8 protein-coding genes, 4 tRNA genes and 1 pseudogene are annotated in these 16,559 nt (G+C 66.8%); 5 read left to right on the top strand and 8 right to left on the bottom strand.

Annotated features, from left to right (window positions below):
- Positions 1–289: 289 nt before the first annotated feature.
- Both MVF96_RS05915 and MVF96_RS05910 read right to left on the bottom strand, forming a co-directional pair.
- Positions 290–841: a YceI family protein gene (locus MVF96_RS05915; protein WP_065631738.1), complete on the bottom strand. Its 552-nt coding sequence runs from the start codon at positions 839–841 to the stop codon at positions 290–292.
- A gap of 125 nt (positions 842–966) precedes the next feature.
- On the bottom strand, positions 967–1,662 hold the full coding sequence (locus MVF96_RS05910) for a hypothetical protein (protein WP_247451648.1): 696 nt from the start codon (positions 1,660–1,662) through the stop codon (positions 967–969).
- Between the two features lie 74 nt (positions 1,663–1,736).
- On the opposite strand from MVF96_RS05910, the gene MVF96_RS05905 reads away from it, so the two are divergent.
- Both MVF96_RS05905 and MVF96_RS05900 read left to right on the top strand, forming a co-directional pair.
- Positions 1,737–3,491 carry an ATP-binding protein gene (locus MVF96_RS05905; RefSeq protein WP_247451647.1) on the top strand — a complete coding sequence of 585 codons (1,755 nt, stop codon included), beginning with the start codon at positions 1,737–1,739 and terminating at the stop codon, positions 3,489–3,491.
- Positions 3,492–3,589: 98 nt separating this feature from the next.
- A complete protein-coding gene (locus tag MVF96_RS05900) occupies positions 3,590–5,023 on the top strand; it encodes an ATP-binding protein (RefSeq protein WP_247451646.1) in 1,434 nt (477 codons plus the stop codon).
- 4 nt (positions 5,024–5,027) lie between these two features.
- Here MVF96_RS05900 and MVF96_RS05895 read toward each other — a convergent pair whose 3' ends face one another.
- On the bottom strand, positions 5,028–5,630 hold the full coding sequence (locus MVF96_RS05895; protein WP_065631735.1) for an NUDIX hydrolase: 603 nt from the start codon (positions 5,628–5,630) through the stop codon (positions 5,028–5,030).
- Positions 5,627–6,673, bottom strand: a complete 1,047-nt coding sequence (locus MVF96_RS05890) for a hypothetical protein (RefSeq protein WP_247452064.1) — start codon at positions 6,671–6,673, stop codon at positions 5,627–5,629. The genes MVF96_RS05895 and MVF96_RS05890 overlap by 4 nt, the downstream gene beginning before the upstream one ends.
- 628 nt (positions 6,674–7,301) lie before the next feature.
- Between MVF96_RS05890 and MVF96_RS05885 the strand changes: the two are divergent.
- Together MVF96_RS05885 and MVF96_RS05880 are read left to right on the top strand one after the other, a co-directional pair.
- Positions 7,302–8,989: pseudogene (locus tag MVF96_RS05885) on the top strand (HNH endonuclease signature motif containing protein).
- 156 nt (positions 8,990–9,145) lie between these two features.
- Positions 9,146–10,630 carry a PE-PPE domain-containing protein gene (locus tag MVF96_RS05880; protein WP_247451645.1) on the top strand — a complete coding sequence of 495 codons (1,485 nt, stop codon included), beginning with the start codon at positions 9,146–9,148 and terminating at the stop codon, positions 10,628–10,630.
- 605 nt (positions 10,631–11,235) lie between these two features.
- Here MVF96_RS05880 and MVF96_RS05875 read toward each other — a convergent pair.
- From MVF96_RS05875 to MVF96_RS05865, 3 genes are all read right to left on the bottom strand, one after another.
- Positions 11,236–11,312, bottom strand: a tRNA-Phe gene (locus MVF96_RS05875).
- 33 nt (positions 11,313–11,345) lie between these two features.
- Positions 11,346–11,422, bottom strand: a tRNA-Asp gene (locus MVF96_RS05870).
- Positions 11,423–11,469: 47 nt separating this feature from the next.
- Positions 11,470–11,542 (bottom strand) — tRNA-Glu (locus MVF96_RS05865).
- Positions 11,543–11,724: 182 nt separating this feature from the next.
- Between MVF96_RS05865 and MVF96_RS05860 the strand changes: the two genes are divergently transcribed.
- Positions 11,725–11,797 (top strand) — tRNA-Lys (locus MVF96_RS05860).
- 181 nt (positions 11,798–11,978) lie between these two features.
- Here MVF96_RS05860 and MVF96_RS05855 read toward each other — a convergent pair.
- On the bottom strand, positions 11,979–16,451 hold the full coding sequence (locus tag MVF96_RS05855) for an aggregation-promoting factor C-terminal-like domain-containing protein (RefSeq protein ID WP_247451644.1): 4,473 nt from the start codon (positions 16,449–16,451) through the stop codon (positions 11,979–11,981).
- Positions 16,452–16,559: the final 108 nt, after the last annotated feature.

The raw sequence follows: 16,559 nt of genomic DNA, 5'->3' as shown, positions 1-16,559 counted from the left end.
CGGCGTTCCCCGCAGCCTACCCAAGGGAGAGCCGACCATCCCGCTGGTTGAGCCGCCACGCGGACGCGAAGCGGCCACACGACCATCCCCCGCTGGTTGAGCCGCCACGCGGACGCGAAGCGGCCACGCAGCCATCCCCGCTGGTTGAGCCGCCACGCGGACGCGAAGCGGCCACGCGGCCATCCCCCGCTGGTTGAGCCGCCACGCGGACGCGAAGCGGCCACGCGGCGTGTCGAAACCACAAATGGACCGGCACCTCACGGTGCCGGTCCATCGGGGATCGTGCGGATCAGGCCTGCAGGGCCTCAATCTCGAGCGTGATGGTGATCTTGTCGCCGACGACGACGCCACCGCCCTCGAGCGGCATCTCGATGTCGATGCCGAAGTCCTTGCGGTTGATGACGACCTTCGCCTCGAAGCCGGCGACGGCGCCCTGGCCCATGCCGGGGTTGGTGCCCTCGAACTCGAGCTCGAGCGTGACGGGCTTGGTGACGCCCTTGAGGGTGAAGTCGCCGTCGAGGAGGTAGTCGTCGCCGTTCTGGCGGACGCCGGTGGAGACGAAGGTGGCCTTCGGGTACTTCTCGGCGTCGAAGAAGTCAGCGGACTTGATGTGGCCGTCGCGCTGCTCGTTGCGGGTGTTGATCGAGGTGACGTCGATCTCGGCCTGGACGGCGGGGGTGCCGTTCTCGTCGACGGTGATGGTGCCGGAGAAGGTGTCGAAGCTGCCGCGGACCTTGCTGACCATGAGGTGCTTCACGGAGAAGTTCACCGCGGAGTGCACGGTGTCGATGGTCCAGGTGCCGGCGGGGATGGGTGCCTTGACGGTGGTGGCGGAGGTCATGTCGTGGTCCTTCCAGAAATTTTCGGTTCGGGTCTCGATCGATGGCTGGTGGGCCTTCGCGACCCATCACCAAGCACTAACCGGACCGCGGTCCGATTTCATCCCCACCGGCTTTGTGATCTACATCACCGTCGAACCATCAGTGCTCCGATCGCGGCGATGGCGATTCCACGCGGCGCCTCGTAGATGAATCCCGAGATTCCGGCGACCGCGGGAATCGGCAGCATGAAACCGACCATGCCGACGACGGTGAGGATGCCGATCCAGAGCGGGACCGCTCGGTTGCAAATGAGGCTGGCGCCGAACATCCCCATACCGACCAGCATCACGAGCCCGCCGACCGTGTTGAGTAGCTCGAACGCGGTGGTGCCCAGCATCGAGTCGTCGGCGGCGATGAGCGCGGCCTTGTCCGGGTCATTCGCGAACGGGTACGCGACGAACAGCTCGACGATGAGGTGCCCGGTCGCGGTGACGAGATTGCCGACCGCGTAGGCGACGAGGCCTATCAGCCCGGCGATCCCGTTCCGGGGTGCCAGCCACGCGTACATCCCGGGCAGGCCGAGCAGTAGCAGCGTCGTGCCGACGGCGAGCAGGATCTGCGCCCACGGTGAGCCCGCCGCTTGAAGCGCCTCCACGGAGTGGGCCTCGCCGTCGACGATGGGATGCAACGTCCCGCCGGCGATGCAGGCGACTCCGCCGAGGGTCAGGGCTCCGCCGCTGAGACGGCGTAGGACCGGCCAGCTCGGGCTGCGAAACGGGCCGGGTGTGTCGCCATCCGACGCGTCGTGGTTCTGGTTCTGGGTGTGTGCAGTGGTTGTCATGACGGCAACGCTGACAACCCGCGCTGGTGTTAGCCTTGTGCGCGACTGGTGCGACCCGACGAACGGCGCGTGAGTTGGCTTCTGAACCACATCTGGCGATCCGGGTCCTGGGTCCACTGTCGGTCACGGCTGCCGACGGGTCGCCGATCCCGATGACAGCCCGCAAGCACGCCGAGCTGCTTGCCATCCTCGCCGCGGAACGGACCGCGTGCTCGCCTGAGCGGGTGACCGAGCTCCTGTGGCGTGGTCGTCCACCGGCGTCGGCGGCGAGCACGCTGCACGGGTATGTGTCCCGGCTTCGACGCTCGCTCGCCCCGACCGGCGTCGTCCGCATCGACACCGTCCCCGCGGGATACCTACTGCACTGCGACGGCGCAGTCACCGACCTCGATCTGCTGGACCAGTTCGGCCAGGAGGGATTGCAGCTCGTCCGGTCCGACCCCCGGGCCGGCGCAGAGGTGTTGTGCCGAGCGCTCGAACTATGGCGGGGCGAACCGCTTCCGGAGATCGCCGACATCGCCGACATCGCACCCGAACTCGTCCGGCTCGCGGAGATACGTGCCGAGTTCACCGAGACCGCAGCCGACGCGCTGCGCACGGTCGGCGAGTACCGTCGCTCGGTCGCGTTGCTGACGCCGCTGTGTCAACGGGACCCCTACCGCGAGGGCGCCGCGCGGACCCTCGCTCGTGCGCTGCACGACGACGGACGCACGGTCGACGCCCTCGGCGTACTGCGCCGACTCCGGCAGGCCCTCCGTGACGACCTGGGTCTCGATCCGCATCCCGACACGGTCGCGCTGGAAGACGACCTGCTCGACCCGTCTCCCGCGGTCTCGCCGCTCTCCGCCACCTCCGCCACGCCGCAGCCGGTACGCGAACTCATCGGCCGAGTCGCCGAACACGCAGTGCTCGAACAGGTCTGGCAAACCGGCGCGGACCGTCCCGCGGGTGTGGTCCTCATCGGCCCGTCGGGCATCGGGAAGACCGCGCTGGTCGAGCACCTCATCGCACGGCACAGTGCCGCGGCCCGCCGTTTCATCGGCCGACCCGGCCCGCCCGGACCGACGTTTGGCGGCCTCGAGGAACTCTTCGGCGAGTCCCCGGTCTCCGTACCGACGACGCGAATCGTCGCCGACCTCACCGCCCGCATCTGGTCCGACGTCGCCGAGCACGGGCTATCGGTGTTACTTGTCGACGACGCCCAGTGGCTCGACGCCGACTCGGCTCTTGTGCTGGGACGCGTGCTTGCAGGTATCGGACAGGCACCGATGACGGTCCTGGTCACCTGCCGCGACCCCGACGCCGAGCCCGTCGAGATCCTCCGGTCGACACTGAACCGGCACGGGCCGGTCGCCGAGGTGCGTCTGACCGAACTCGGCTCCGACGACATGCGCGCGTTGATCGTTCGGCGTCTCGAGCAGCTCGGTGACACGGACCGGGTCGACGCTGACGCGCTGGTCGCGCAGTCATTCGGCAATCCTGCTGTGGCGCAACAACTGTGCGCCATCGCCTGGACCGGGGCGCCGCCGGACCGGGACCATCCCGCCCGATCGATGTACTCGACGCGGTTCGACGATCTCTCCCCTGCCGCTCGTGCGCTCGTCACGGCCGTGACGATCGCAGGCGGCGATCTCCCCGACGATGTGTTCACCGAGGTGGCCCGCACCCTCGGTCAGGGCGTGGCCGACGAGGCAGTCCGCAGCGGGCTCATCAGCCCCCTGAGGAGCGAGCTAGCGAGCATCACCACCAGCCCCCTGAGGAGCGAGCTAGCGAGCATCACCACCAGCCCCCTGAGGAGCGAGCTTGCGAGCATCACCACCAGCCCCTGAGGAGCGAGCTTGCGAGCGTCACGAAGGGGCTCGCCGACAACCTCTCGCGCGAGCAACGGATCGAGGCGCACGCGCGGCTCGCCGCTGCGTTTGAAGCGGTGCGTCCCGACGATCTCGAGTCACTGGCCGTGCACCGCGTCGAGTGCGCCGTCGACGAGGACTCGACCGCCGTCGCCGCTCGCACATGCATCGGGGCGGCTCACCGCGCACTCTCGGCAACGGCCGATCATCGTGCGCTCGACCTGGCACGACGTGGGCTCGGTCTGCCCGGACTCGACCCCGACTCGACCGTCGAATTGCGCCGGATCGCCGGCACCGCCGCGCTGCGCATCGGGGAGTTCGATTCGGCTGCGGACTCTTTCGAATCGGCGGCGACGGTGAGTCGGCTGACGCGGGATTGGCCCGCGCTCGCCGAGACCGCACTGCTGTCGGCACCGAACGGGGTCGCGGGCTACTGGTCCGGTTACGGCGTCGTCCAGACCGACCATGCCGCGCTCGCCCGCGAGGCACTGACACACGGCGAGGCCCTGGACCCCGAAGTGGTTGCGCGCCTTCATGCGTCGGAAGCAGCCCGGTTGACCGTCCTCGGCTTGCCGGGCGCCGACGACCATCTCGGTGCCGCACGTGTCGTCCACGACAGCGGTGCCGTGGATTTCGAGATCGACCTCGCCGAGTTCCTCGTCCGGTGGGTTCCCGACCGTCTGGCGGATCGACGCAAGATCGCCCGGGAGCTGTACGAACTGTCGGCCGGCGACCTCCACAAACGCGCCACCGCGCTGCATCTGCAACGCGTCTGCGCGTTGGAGGCGGCTGATCTGCGTCTGGCGCGACGCCTGTCCACCGAGTTCACCCGGCTCGCCGGACGTATCGGCGGCACCGATGTCGAGACGATGCAGGTGTGGTGGCAGGTGATGATCGCGCTGTTGCACGGCGACTACGACACCAGCACGGCACTGACCCAGAGGTTCGCTGCGACGGTCGGCGGGCTGTCCGACCGTGCACGACTTCTCGCCGAGTCGTCGATGGCGACCAGCGCGTCGATCGCCGCGTGGCACCGCGGCGAGCTCGCCTCGGCGTTGCCGCCGTTCGATGCGCTCGCGGAAGAGGTGGACGAGGATTTCACCCTGGTGATCGCACTGGGCGCCGCCGAGAGCGGCGACCTCGACCGTGCCCTCGAACTCGCGACGGAGCTGACCGCGGACGCCGACCAGTGGGCCGGTTCGCGCGTGGTGGCGCGCGTTCCACTGCTCGTCGAGACGCTCTACGCGGTCTCACGCGATTCCCGTCACCGCGACGCCGCTGGTGAGATCTGCCGCCGCATCGAGCCGTTCACCGCCGACTGGTCGTCGGGCCTGGTGGTGCAATGGCCCGGACTCGTGTGTCTGGGACCCGCGACGCTGTACCGCGGAACCGCGCGCGAGGTCGTCGGGCTGGATGGAACCGCCGACCTGCAGGATGCCGTCCGGGTGGCCCGCGACACGGGAGCCCGGCCCTACGTGCGTCGGGCCGAGCAGCGACTCGTCACCGGCTGAGCGGCTATTTCCAGGCGAAGACCGGCTGCTCGAAGCCGTCGACCCGTGTCTGCCGGTTCCGCAGGACCACCTCGGCGAACTGGTAGATCACCGCGGCGGTCGGCGCGTGGACGAGGGACCCGACGATGGGCAACTGGATGACCGGGAGATCCGACTGCGGGATCGTGAGGAACCGCGGTTCGACGAGCAGTTCCTCGAAGGTGACGAAGAACAGCAGCGCCACCTCGTCGGGATTGGGCGTCGGCTCCTGGTATTCCTCGGCCCAGCAGACGATCGGGGTGATCACGAAACCCGAGCGCGTCGGATAGTCGTCGAGCGCCCCGAGCACCGAGCTCGGCGGCAGCTGGATGCCGAGTTCTTCGTCGAGTTCGCGTAGGCCGGCCGTGACATGGTCCTCACCGGGGTCGAGCCGGCCACCGGGGAGTGCGAATTGGGCGGCGTGGCGTCGCATCGTCGTGGGACGCTTGCACAGCCAGATCCCCTGACGGCCGTCCTTCTCCGCTACCGCGAGGACGACCGAGGCGGCCCGTGCGCCCGGGACGTCCGCGGTCCGCCGGTCGAAGCCCTCGACACGCGCGGCAGCCACAGTCCGATCGAGATGAGTCACACCCTCAGTTGATCACGACTGCCGTCCGACGCGACGGACGCCTGCGCGAGGTGGTAACTCACGATGCTGAGGGCGAACAAACCCAGGGCGAGATTGAACAGGGCGCCGAAGCCCTCGAGCGCGAAGTCGACGAGAGCGTTCGACAGCATGAACACCAGGGCGGCGATACGCAGCCCTCGTAGCGGCCCGGCCGGCTCCACACCGCGCCGGCGCGCGACCATCGCCGGAAGCGCCAGGGCGAGTGTCGCGATCCCGCTGATCAACAGAATCCAGGTGGCGGGCGTGCTGCCGGCGAGTTCGATGTAGATGTCGAGTTCTTCGCTGCGGTCTCCGGAGAAGTAGAAGCTCAGCACGCCGACGATGACGGTGAGTGCGGACGCGATGACCAACCCCCAACCGACGACCGGAATCCATCGGGGACTGCGGAAGAAGTCCGGGATCAGGGCGACCGCCCGGTCGCGGAGTCGCATCAGCCGATCCGGCGTACCCTCGCTGGATTCGAGGAGCGCTCGGATGTGTCCGATCGTCTCGGCGTCGAGCCCCTTGCTCTCGGCCACCACGAGAAACTCTTCGGCCTGGCGTCGACGACGTTCCGGAAGCCCGTGCGCGACACCGTCGGCCGCGATGACCGCCGCGTTGGCGAGCGCCTCGGCGCCGGTGGGCCGCTTGACATCCCGGACGACGCGGCTGATCAACAGGATCATCACGACGAGCACGTACATGATCTCCGCCGACGGCCCATAGAAGTAGTCGTTGGAGCGGGTGACGAACTTGCCGACCTCGTCGAGAAACAACCCGAAACCTATACCGCCCAGCACGATCGCGATGATCCGCGCCGTCGCCCCGAGGAACAACCATCCGGTGATGAGCGCCAGCATCATCAGCGCGCCACCCCACAGCGCGTGCGCGATGTGCAGTGTTCCGCTTCCGACCTGCGGATACCCGGTGAGGTGCAGATACAGGCGCGTGACGATGATCGTCGCGATCGCGAGGATCAAGAACCACTCGACGGCGGCGGTACCGTACACGCTGCGGACGACCACCCTGGTCGTGCGAGTTCTCATCGAATGAGTATGGCCGGTCCGACGAACGGAAGCGGCACGATTGCGCCGTTGCCGCTGGTCGAGCCGGCACCCCTCCGCTGGTTGAGCCGGCCCCGAGCCGCTAGGCGAGTCGCCCACCCCCGCTGGTTGAGCCGGCACCGAGCCGCTGGGCGAGTCGCCCACCCCCGCTGGTTGAGCCGGCAACGAGCCGCTAGGCGAGTCGCCGTGTCGAAACCACCTGGCGACCACCTCTTCCCCCGCTGGCTGAGCCGGCAACGAGCCGCCAGGCGAGTCGCCCACCCCCGCTGGTTGAGCCGGCAACGAGCCGCTGGGCGAGTCGCCCACCCCCGCTGGTTGAGCCGGCAACGAGCGAAGCGAGGCGCCCACCCCCGCTGGTTGAGCCGGCCCCGAGCGAAGCGAGGCGCCGTGTCGAAACCACCTGGCGACCCAAGGAACTCAGCCGCCGCCCACCCGGACGGCACCATATCGCTACTCGCAGGGATTATTTCGTCAACGACGATGATGCGCTGTGGAGGCTCATCCGGAATTGTCGGTGGTCGGGTTTAGATTGGTCTGTAACAGAACACGCCCCGGTCACCGGGGTGACGAAACAAGCGTCGGGGGCGTTGTGAAGGCGTGGACCGATCTACCGAGCGAGTACATCGCCGGGGTCGATCCTGCCCACGCCGCCGAGACCGACATGGTGATGTTGATGGCCGGCCTCGACGCCACACGACGCGGCGAGTCCTACCTCGCCTGGCACCGCTATCAGACGATCGCGGCGATGACCGACCGCCTGATCACCACCAGCGCGTCCGGGTTCGTGATGGACGGCCACGCCGACTGCGCCGCCCGCATCGCCCGCCAAGCCGGGGTGTCCCGCCGGCACGCCGAAACCCTCATCGACGAGGCCCTCGCACTACGGGATCGGCTCCCCGAGGTAGCGGACACGCTGCGTGACGGGGTCCTGTCGCAATGGCAGATCCGGTTGGTCATCTCCCGCACCGAACTGATCCCCACCGATGACCCCATCACCCCCGCGTTGGATGCCGAGATCGCCGACACGGTGCGCCGCCGTAAGGGTGTGTGGGATCGGGCGCGGTTGCGGGACATGGTCGACCGCCTCGTCTTCCGCCACGACCCCGACGCAGTACGTCAACGCCGCAAAGACGCGATGGATCAGCGTGGGGTATGGACCCACGAACTGCCCGACGGCACCGCCGAACTCACCGCCGTCATGTCGGCGGAAAACGTGCGGATCTCCGCCAAAGCCGTCGCCATCCTCGCCGACTCCGTCTGTAAGCGAGACGGCCGCACCCAGGGATACGACGATCCGATGCGATGTTCGCGCTGTTGACCCGCACCAGCTTCGACTGCCAGTGCGACGACGAACAGCCGTGCACCGCCGACATCCCCGACCCGCAGAGCGTCCTCGACGCGATCCACGCCGAGATCGTGATCCATGTGGTGACCGATGCCGCGACCCTGGCCGGGGCACCCGGGGTCGGGTTCCTCGACGAACACGGCATCATCAGCGACGAACATGTCCGTGACCTCGCCGCCCGCCCCGACGCCACCCTCACCCCAGTCACCCCAGCCCGCACCGCGCCCACCTATGTGGCCGGCAGTGGCAACGACGATGACCAGCGGCGGAGCGCGCAGCGCCCGGCGCCGGCCGAGGACATCCGTGCCGACGACGCCACGACCGGCGCACACGGTGAAGACGGAACGGACGCAGCCGAACCCGATCGACCCGTCGAGACCACCGCGAGTGTCGCGGTGGTGTATCCAGCGACCCATCCCGGCAACGGGTACCGGCCCACCACGTCGTGCGCTGACTTCGTACGCGTACGCGACGGCTACTGCACCGAACCCGGCTGCACCCGTTCAGCGTTCGCGTGCGATCTCGACCACGTCACCGAATACGACCACACCGACCCCGCCCGCGGTGGGGCAACGTCGAGTGAGAACCTCAACGCCAAATGCCGACCTAGTCACCTGTTCAAAACCCACGGGGACTGGGTCGATGTGCAATACCGCGACGACGACGGCCGCCTGGTCACCGAATACGAAACCCCCGAAGGGGTCACCCTGCCCGGCGACGCCGAAACCCTCGAAGACACCTTCCCCAACCTTCGGCGGATCCGGTTCGAACAAGCCGCCCAAGCCCCACCCACACCACGGGTCATCGCCTCCGACAACCCGGAGCGCACAACCAGCCGACTGGACGCCAAACTGGCCCGCCGGCGACAAGAACGCGCCCGCAACAAACGAGCCCGCGAAGAACTCGACCGCCTCGACCCACCACCCTTCTGAAGACATGCCGTTCCCCTGAACGGGTGAAAACCGGTCGGTAAGTTGCTGGGGCGTCGCGCGGCCATGGACACTTAGCCGGGTTTCATGATCCTTGGAATCAAATCAAGCTTGTCGAGGCCAGTGGCCAGGAGGCGAACTGCCAGTGGGGCGGAACACATGAACGGTTTTCGACGGACGCTGCGCGCGTCCACGGTGGGTTGTGCGCTGTGCCTCGGCATGGTCGTCCCGATGGCCCTGCCCGCGACCGCTGCGGCCGCACCGGCCCTTTCGGCCGAGACGCTCGACACCATCGACGAGCTGAACGGCGAGGGTGTGTTCCGCCCAGCAGAACCCGACGACGGGCTCGGTCCTGACTGGTTGTCGACGACATTCCCGCACGTCAACGGTGACACAATCGTGGTGGTGACCCCAGGAACCGACGACGGCTCCATGTATCCGCGCATCAGGGGTCTTCGTGCGGGCCGTCAGACGCTGGTCATCGACTATCCAGAAGCACTCGGCCCGTTGATTTCTGGCCGCTCCGGCGCAATCCTGCCGTTCTTCGCACCGAGTTACGACGCCTCTCGGGACGTCGCCGTCGACAACAACCTCAAAGTAATGCGGGCGTTTGCACAGCAGACCGACGGGCAGCCCTACATCGTCTACACCGGCTACTCGCAGGGAGCTGAAGCTCTGGGCAATGCTGCGGAGGTCGCTGTCGGTCAGCCTAACGGGATCGACGTCGACAACTCGATGATCCTGCTCATCTCCGATCCGCGGAGCCCGTGGGGCCTGAAGGCGTGGGCCGACAACAACGTCGTCGGTTCGGTGTTCGAGCTGTTCGGCGCCGAGAGCAACGGCGCCCGCGATCCCGGTGCCACCGGCGACGACCTCCCCGTGGTGTCCGTCATCGTGGTCGGCGACCCGGTTGCCAACTTCCAGTGGCGAACACTCCGGCCGGTGAGTTCGCTGCTCGTGAACGCGGCCGGATTCATCGCGATCCATTCGGGCCTGGGCGAAGAGAACTACGGCAATCTCATCGACTACACCACAGCGCCGACGACGATGAAAAGCCGCGACGGCAATACGACGTACGTCGTCTATCAACCGAAACACCACCCGCTCACGTTGGTCGCGATGATCCTCAACGACGCGGTGGGTATCGAGCCGAGTGAAGACGATCTCGAGCGATGGGACGCGGTCAACAACGCCTTCTACCCGCTGGTCACGCCGACAGAGTCGAACGCCGCGGTGCCGGTGGAGTCGTCGTCTGAGTACGACCCACCAGCCGTCGCCCGTCTTGTGGACTCTGCCGACCCCGAAGATCCGCCGGCCGAATCGCCGGCGCCGGCGCCCACTGTTGGCGCCGACGTCCCTGCCTCAGACACCGAAGTCTCGTCGGGCGGTCGTCATCGCGCGCCTGAGACTGCCGACGCTGACACATCAACCCCCGAGGCGACCCCGTCAGAGGGCGGCCGGCATCGCCTCACGGGCAGCGGGCGGCACGCAGCCGACACCGATGCCGCTGACACCGATTCTGCCGACGCAGATTCCACCGACACGTCCACATCGGAGGAGGACTCGTCGGACGTGTCGAACACGGAGACCGAGAGCGATTCGTCTTCCGACTCGAGTGACGGCGAGTCCAGCGCAGCAGCCTGACAGCTGACACCCACTCCGCGACGCAACGTTCGGAGTCACCGAAGAGACCACTCTGGCGGTATCGCCGCTCCCCCAGCCTCCGGAGGGAGCGGCTACGAGTCCCGGCGCGGGGCCGAGTCAACTCACCCCCTCGGCCCCGCGCCGGGCTCTATTCGTCGATCAGAGCCGCGCCTTGCGACGACCCCATCACCCCTGTCCGATGAGGAACGCCGCCACCGCAAAGGCGATGAGCACCAACGAGATCGCGCACCCGAGCATCACCTGTTTGGCGGTCGACATGGGCGCGTACGGGTCTTTGTACTCGTACCTGTATGTCGGTGGGCTGGAGTTCACGGCGGCAGCACGTCGTGCCGACCGATTGTCGGACTGTTCCGGGAATTGGTCATGTGAGGGTAGACGCGGCGTACCCCCCGGTATCGCGTTCACCGGACCATCATGCCCGCGTCACGGAGATTCCGCACCTCGCGTGCGTCGTACGATCGGGTGAATCCGTTGTGGCCGTTGCGATTTGGACCATAATCACGGCTCGAACCCCCGTATCTCACACGTCCGGGGTTCGCTTGAACAAAAAATCCCCAGCAGTCTCGGACTGCTGGGGATTTTTGTGGTGGCCAGAGTCGGGATCGAACCGACGACCTTCCGCTTTTCAGGCGGACGCTCGTACCAACTGAGCTACCTGGCCGGAAGGTACCGGTTGACGATGAACCGAAACCTTTGGCGACCCTGACGGGACTCGAACCCGCGACCTCCGCCGTGACAGGGCGGCGCGCTAACCAACTGCGCCACAGGGCCTTGTTAAATTATCTGCGCGGACCTCGTTACCGAGTGCCGCGCAGGCGTACCCCCTACGGGATTCGAACCCGCGCTACCGCCTTGAAAGGGCGGCGTCCTAGGCCGCTAGACGAAGGGGGCCGGTCGTGTTCTCCGTTGGGAGCTCGCATAGCTTATGACAGGTCTCGCGCAAACCACAAATCGACTGGTCAGCCCCATAAACGAAGCATCGCGACCAGCTCGACGACACGCACACCGAGGGTCACGTTCGCACCGTTTGCACACGTTGTAAACTCATCGACGCCCCGGCTCGCCGGGGCCCTGCCCCTATAGCTCAGTTGGTAGAGCTACGGACTTTTAATCCGCAGGTCCCAGGTTCGAGCCCTGGTGGGGGCACCGCTTTACCAGGCAAAACGAGGATCGGCCCGCTGCTCAGCACGGGTCGATCCATCGTTTATTCACCGTTTATGGCTATCGCGTATCCGGTTCCGCTGCAGCCAGGTTCGTCTTGAACCTGTGGCCGCCAGGCGCTGGAAGGGTCGCATTTCGGGTGCGACCCTTCCAGCCCTGGGTGATCTCAGAAACCGGCGAGCTGTGCCGCCGAGCGTCGGTCCTCTTCCCGTCGTGCCGCCTGGATGGCGTCCATCGGGGATGCCTGGACATGGAACTCGATGTGGTCCCGGTACCGCTGCGCAGTGGCCGGCCCACCGACCTGCTTGGGCGTCACCGAGGGCATCGGCCGGCGGGCGTTGATCGTCTCGAGCAGCGGCATGTTGTTCCGTGCGGCCATCGCGTTCACCACGTACTCGCCGTTGGACAGGAACGCGGGAATCAGGTCGTCGCGCGGTCCGCCCGGACCGATGACGGGGCCGCCGTCGGCGTACCAGTGCGGGGAGCGGGACTGCCACAGATCCCATGCCGCTGAGGGGTTGCCGTAGTCCTGGCGCTGCGCAATGTACTTGCCGGTCGCACGGGCCTGGACGACCGGATCGGACGACTTGGTCTCCCCCACGGTTGCCCACGTCTGGTCAAGGAACTGGCCCACACCGAACGCTGTCGAGGACGGGTTCTGCGCGGTGGCATTCCACCCGGACTCCTCATGGAACAGGCGCAGGGTGTCGAGCCACTGCTCGCCAACTTGCCAGCCGGGGTAGTTAGCCCACTCGTTCCAGAACGCTTGCTTCGCGCCGGGGGAACCGTCGGCGATGCCACCCTCGGGTGTGTTGGTGAGCATCGCCGGGCCTGCAGGTGCCGGGGCCGGTGCAGGCGTGGCCGGCGGCGTGACGCTGCTCGGTGGCGTTGTCGTGGTGGCCGGGGGTGTCGTCGGTGACTGCCCAGCTCGGAGCTGACGCTGACGTTCCATCTCCTGCTGGTCTTGCTCGCGCTTGCGGTCCTCGACGTTGTAGATGTTCTCCTGGAACATCTTTCCGGCCGTGAGGAACGCGGGTGAGTCGTTGATCCCGAGGACCCCGAACAGCGACTTCAGCTGTCCGCCGATGAAGCTGGATGCACCGAGCTCGGCCCACCCGGAGAACGATGTCGGGTACGCCTTTTCGGGCGTCGTCGTCTTTGTCGTGGTGGTGTCCGGTTCGGGAGCGTACTTCGGTGCGTCGCTGCGACCGTCCTGGTTGTTGAACGACGGCACCGTGTCGGGGGTTTGCTGCCCCAGCGGGTTCGCCTCGTAGGGGTTCGGGCGTGGTGCCACACCGACGGGCCCGCTGAACCGCGAGTGCACGTGATCCTGGTGACCGCCATAGTTGGCGTCGTAGTAGCCGGTGTTGGACACGTCTGACCGCCCGGCCCAGCCGATCTTTTGCCCGGTCGCAGGGTTCATCCAGATGATCTGCTCGACCTCGGGTGATGTCGGGGCGATGCTGAACAGGTATTCGGCGAAGCCTTGCATGGCGTCGACCGCGCCACCCCAGTCGATGCCGCGGTTGAGACCTTGCGGGTTGGGTGCAAAACCGGCTTCTGCTCGGTCATCCGACTGGTGGCCTGCGTAGGTGGACGGTTCGACGTTGTACTTGGCGCCGAGGTCGTTGACCCACTGCGGGAATGGATCTGAGTGCGACGGCAACCCGTAGGTGCCGACCAGGCCTCCGTCGGCGAACTTGCCGGCGTTGATCTGGTCCATGAACCCGACGCCGTACTTTCCGACCGATGCTGCGTTGACGACGTATTCGCCGTTGGACAGCATCGCCGGGATCACGTCGTCTCGAGGACCACCGGGACCCGACACGGGGCCACCGGCCGCGAGGGGGTTGATGTTCGGAGTCTCGATCGTGAAGCCCTTACCGCCGATCCACGGGATGTGGTCGGGGACCTTCATCGAGATGTTGAAGTTGTTCCAGGCGTCGATGATCCAGTTCAAGGCGCCCTTGAAGGTGTCCTTGAGCGGGTCCCAGATTCCGGCGACAGCGTTGCGGACTCGAGCGGGCATGTCCTGGAAGAAGCGGACGAGTTCGCCTGCTGTGCCGACGATCTCGTCCTTCTTGCCCGTGAGGGTGTTCGTCACGGTCGCCCAGATGTCGCCCCAGAGGTCAACGAACCACTGCGCCGTCTCCGTCACCCGCTGGATAGCGCCGACAACGAAACCGAGCGCATCAACAACCCTTGGCACCACGTTCGTCGCAAGCTGGGCGAACACGTTGATGACAGTCGCGATCACGGGTAGCGCGATCTCGAGGAACTGAATCATGACCGGCAGAAGCGACAGGGCCAGCTCCGTCAACTGAGGCAGGAGCGGCACAATCGCCATGTACCAATCCATCTGCGCCTGAGCGATGGTCACCAGATGCGGCATCAACGCCTGCACCGCCTGCACCAGCGCCCCGGACAAGATCGTGCCGATCTCCGTGAAAGCCGGTGCGAGTGTCTGCAGCAATGGTGCTAGCTGTTCGGCCCACTGCGCGACGAACGGCTGCAGCGCCTGGAACGCGGTACCGAGAGCACTGGCCAGGGGGGTCAGGATCTGCGCGACCAGGTCGGCCATGAGCGGCAACATGGGGGCGAACGCGAGGAGTAGATCGCCCGCGGCGGCGACGAGAGCCGACAAAGGCGGGCCTAGCTGTGCGAGCGCTTCGCCGAGTGGTGCGAGCAAGGGTGTCAGCGCCTGCCCAAGGGTGGAAAGTAGTTCACCCAGTGGCGGCAGGACGGGCAGGAGTGCCTGGCCGAGACCCGAGATTAGGTCCGCGAGTACGGGCAGGACAGGTCCGAGGCCGACCGCGACGGCGTTGATGAACTCTCCGAGGGTGGGCATGATGCTCGCCAGCGACTGCGCGAGAATGTTGCCGAGTTGCCCGAGGAACGGACCTGTCGTGGCGACGAGTTGGCCGATCGACTCGAACAGGATTCCCATACCGGGGCCGGCGGCGGCACCCATCTGGATGAATCCCTCGGTGATGCCGGCGATCATGGGTGCGAGGCCGGACATCATCGCCTGCGTACCGGACAGGAACGCTTGCATCCCGCCGTTCGCCGACAGCCGGGCGAACACATCGGACAGTTGCGACAGGGTGTCTTTGAAGGTGGTGTTGATGAACCCGGCGATGTCCACCATCACCGTCCGGAACCCGCCCATGTTTTGGTTCGCGAACTGGGTGACCGAGTCGCCGAGACCATCAAACATGGCCTGCTGGGTAGCTTTACGCAGCTCAGTCCACGCCGGTCCGAGGGCACGCATCTGCAGCACGAAGTCTTGCGCGGCCGGCGCAAGACGCGCCATCGCCTGAGCGAACTTGTCCACCCCACCAGCGGCCGACGTCGTGGCCTGATTCTGCGCGTCGGCCAACTGGCGTGTGGCCTCGGCCAGTTGGGTCTGAGCGTCCACCACAGCCCGGTTCGCGGCGTCGCTGCGCTGCTTGGCCTGCTGCACGATGTCGGAGCCACCGATACCCGCCTGATTGGCTCGAGAGGTGTCGACGCGTTGGTCGGCGGTCTTGGACTTCGACTCGCGCAACCGTTGCTCGGCGTCACGGACATCGACCGCGGCGTCGGCCCGATCCAGACGTGTCGACCGCGGATCGTTGTTGACCTCGATCTGCCGTTGCCGTGCACGCGCCAGGCTGATCTCGGCTCGCTCCTGCGCGATCTCGGCCGACACGAGCTCGTCGTTCATGTCCCGCAGGTACCGGGACGCTTCCTCGTAGGAGTCGTTGAGATCGCGTTGTGCGTCGGCGGCGGCGCGTTGGGCGTCGGTGACACCCTGCTGCGCGTCTTCCACGCCCCGCATCGCGTCAGCGACGGCGTCCTGACTGTCGGCCAGCTCTTGTGCTGCTGATCCGGCGTTCGCGGTCTGCTCGCTGAGAGCCGAGAAAGCGTCACCGATGCCGACACCGCCGACGATGCCGACCGCTCCCATAGCGCCGAGGGCGGCGGCAGCTCCACCTGCAGCGCCCGCGACACCGGCAAGCGCCGGCACCAACGCGGTGATACCCGCGGCGAGGGCGCCGAACTTGACCATCGACATCGACCGCAGCGAGTTGTGCGCCGAGTTCGCCTGACCCGACACACGGCCGAGACTGGTCGTGTTCACGTCGATGTTGATCCGACGATCGAGACCCGCCAGGAGGGACTGAAGCAGCAGGATGTTCTGGATGCCACGGACATCGACGTCGACAACCGTCCGGACGTTGCCGACGGCCTGCAACCGGGTGACGGCAGCGGCCAGGTCCCGCAACGCACGAGACGTGGTCTCGAGCTCGGCCGTGGACAGGTTGCTAGAGAACGTGACTCGGTTCGTGGCGTTCACGTCACCGATGGCCTTGATCCGGGACATCTCCTGCGACAGGTCCCGCAACGACCGTGCAGTCGACTCGATCTCGGCCTGCGATGCCCCATCGAGATCGATCCGGATGTCGACTGATTCGTCCCGCAATGCGCGAAGCTGCGCCCGGAGCCGAGTGAGGTCGGCGCCGACGTCGATGTCGTACTCGACAGCCATCCGCTCCAACGTCGACCGAACCTCACGGGCAAAACCCGCCATGTTCGGTTCGATGTCGACCTTCGCACTACCTGCGCTGTAAACAGCCATCCCCACTCGTCCTGTCACTGAGGACCATCCACGAATCCCGCAGACGGCCAACCTGAGTGACGCCCTGGGCTCAAGGCCCTTGCAGCCGGAGCTACACGGTGGGGTGATAGGCGTCGAAAGCTATGA

Source organism: Gordonia hongkongensis, from assembly GCF_023078355.1.
In the GTDB taxonomy this organism is placed as follows: domain Bacteria; phylum Actinomycetota; class Actinomycetes; order Mycobacteriales; family Mycobacteriaceae; genus Gordonia; species Gordonia hongkongensis.
The sequence above is the reverse complement of the archived record's forward strand: the minus strand, read 5'-3'. Positions and strand labels throughout refer to the sequence as shown.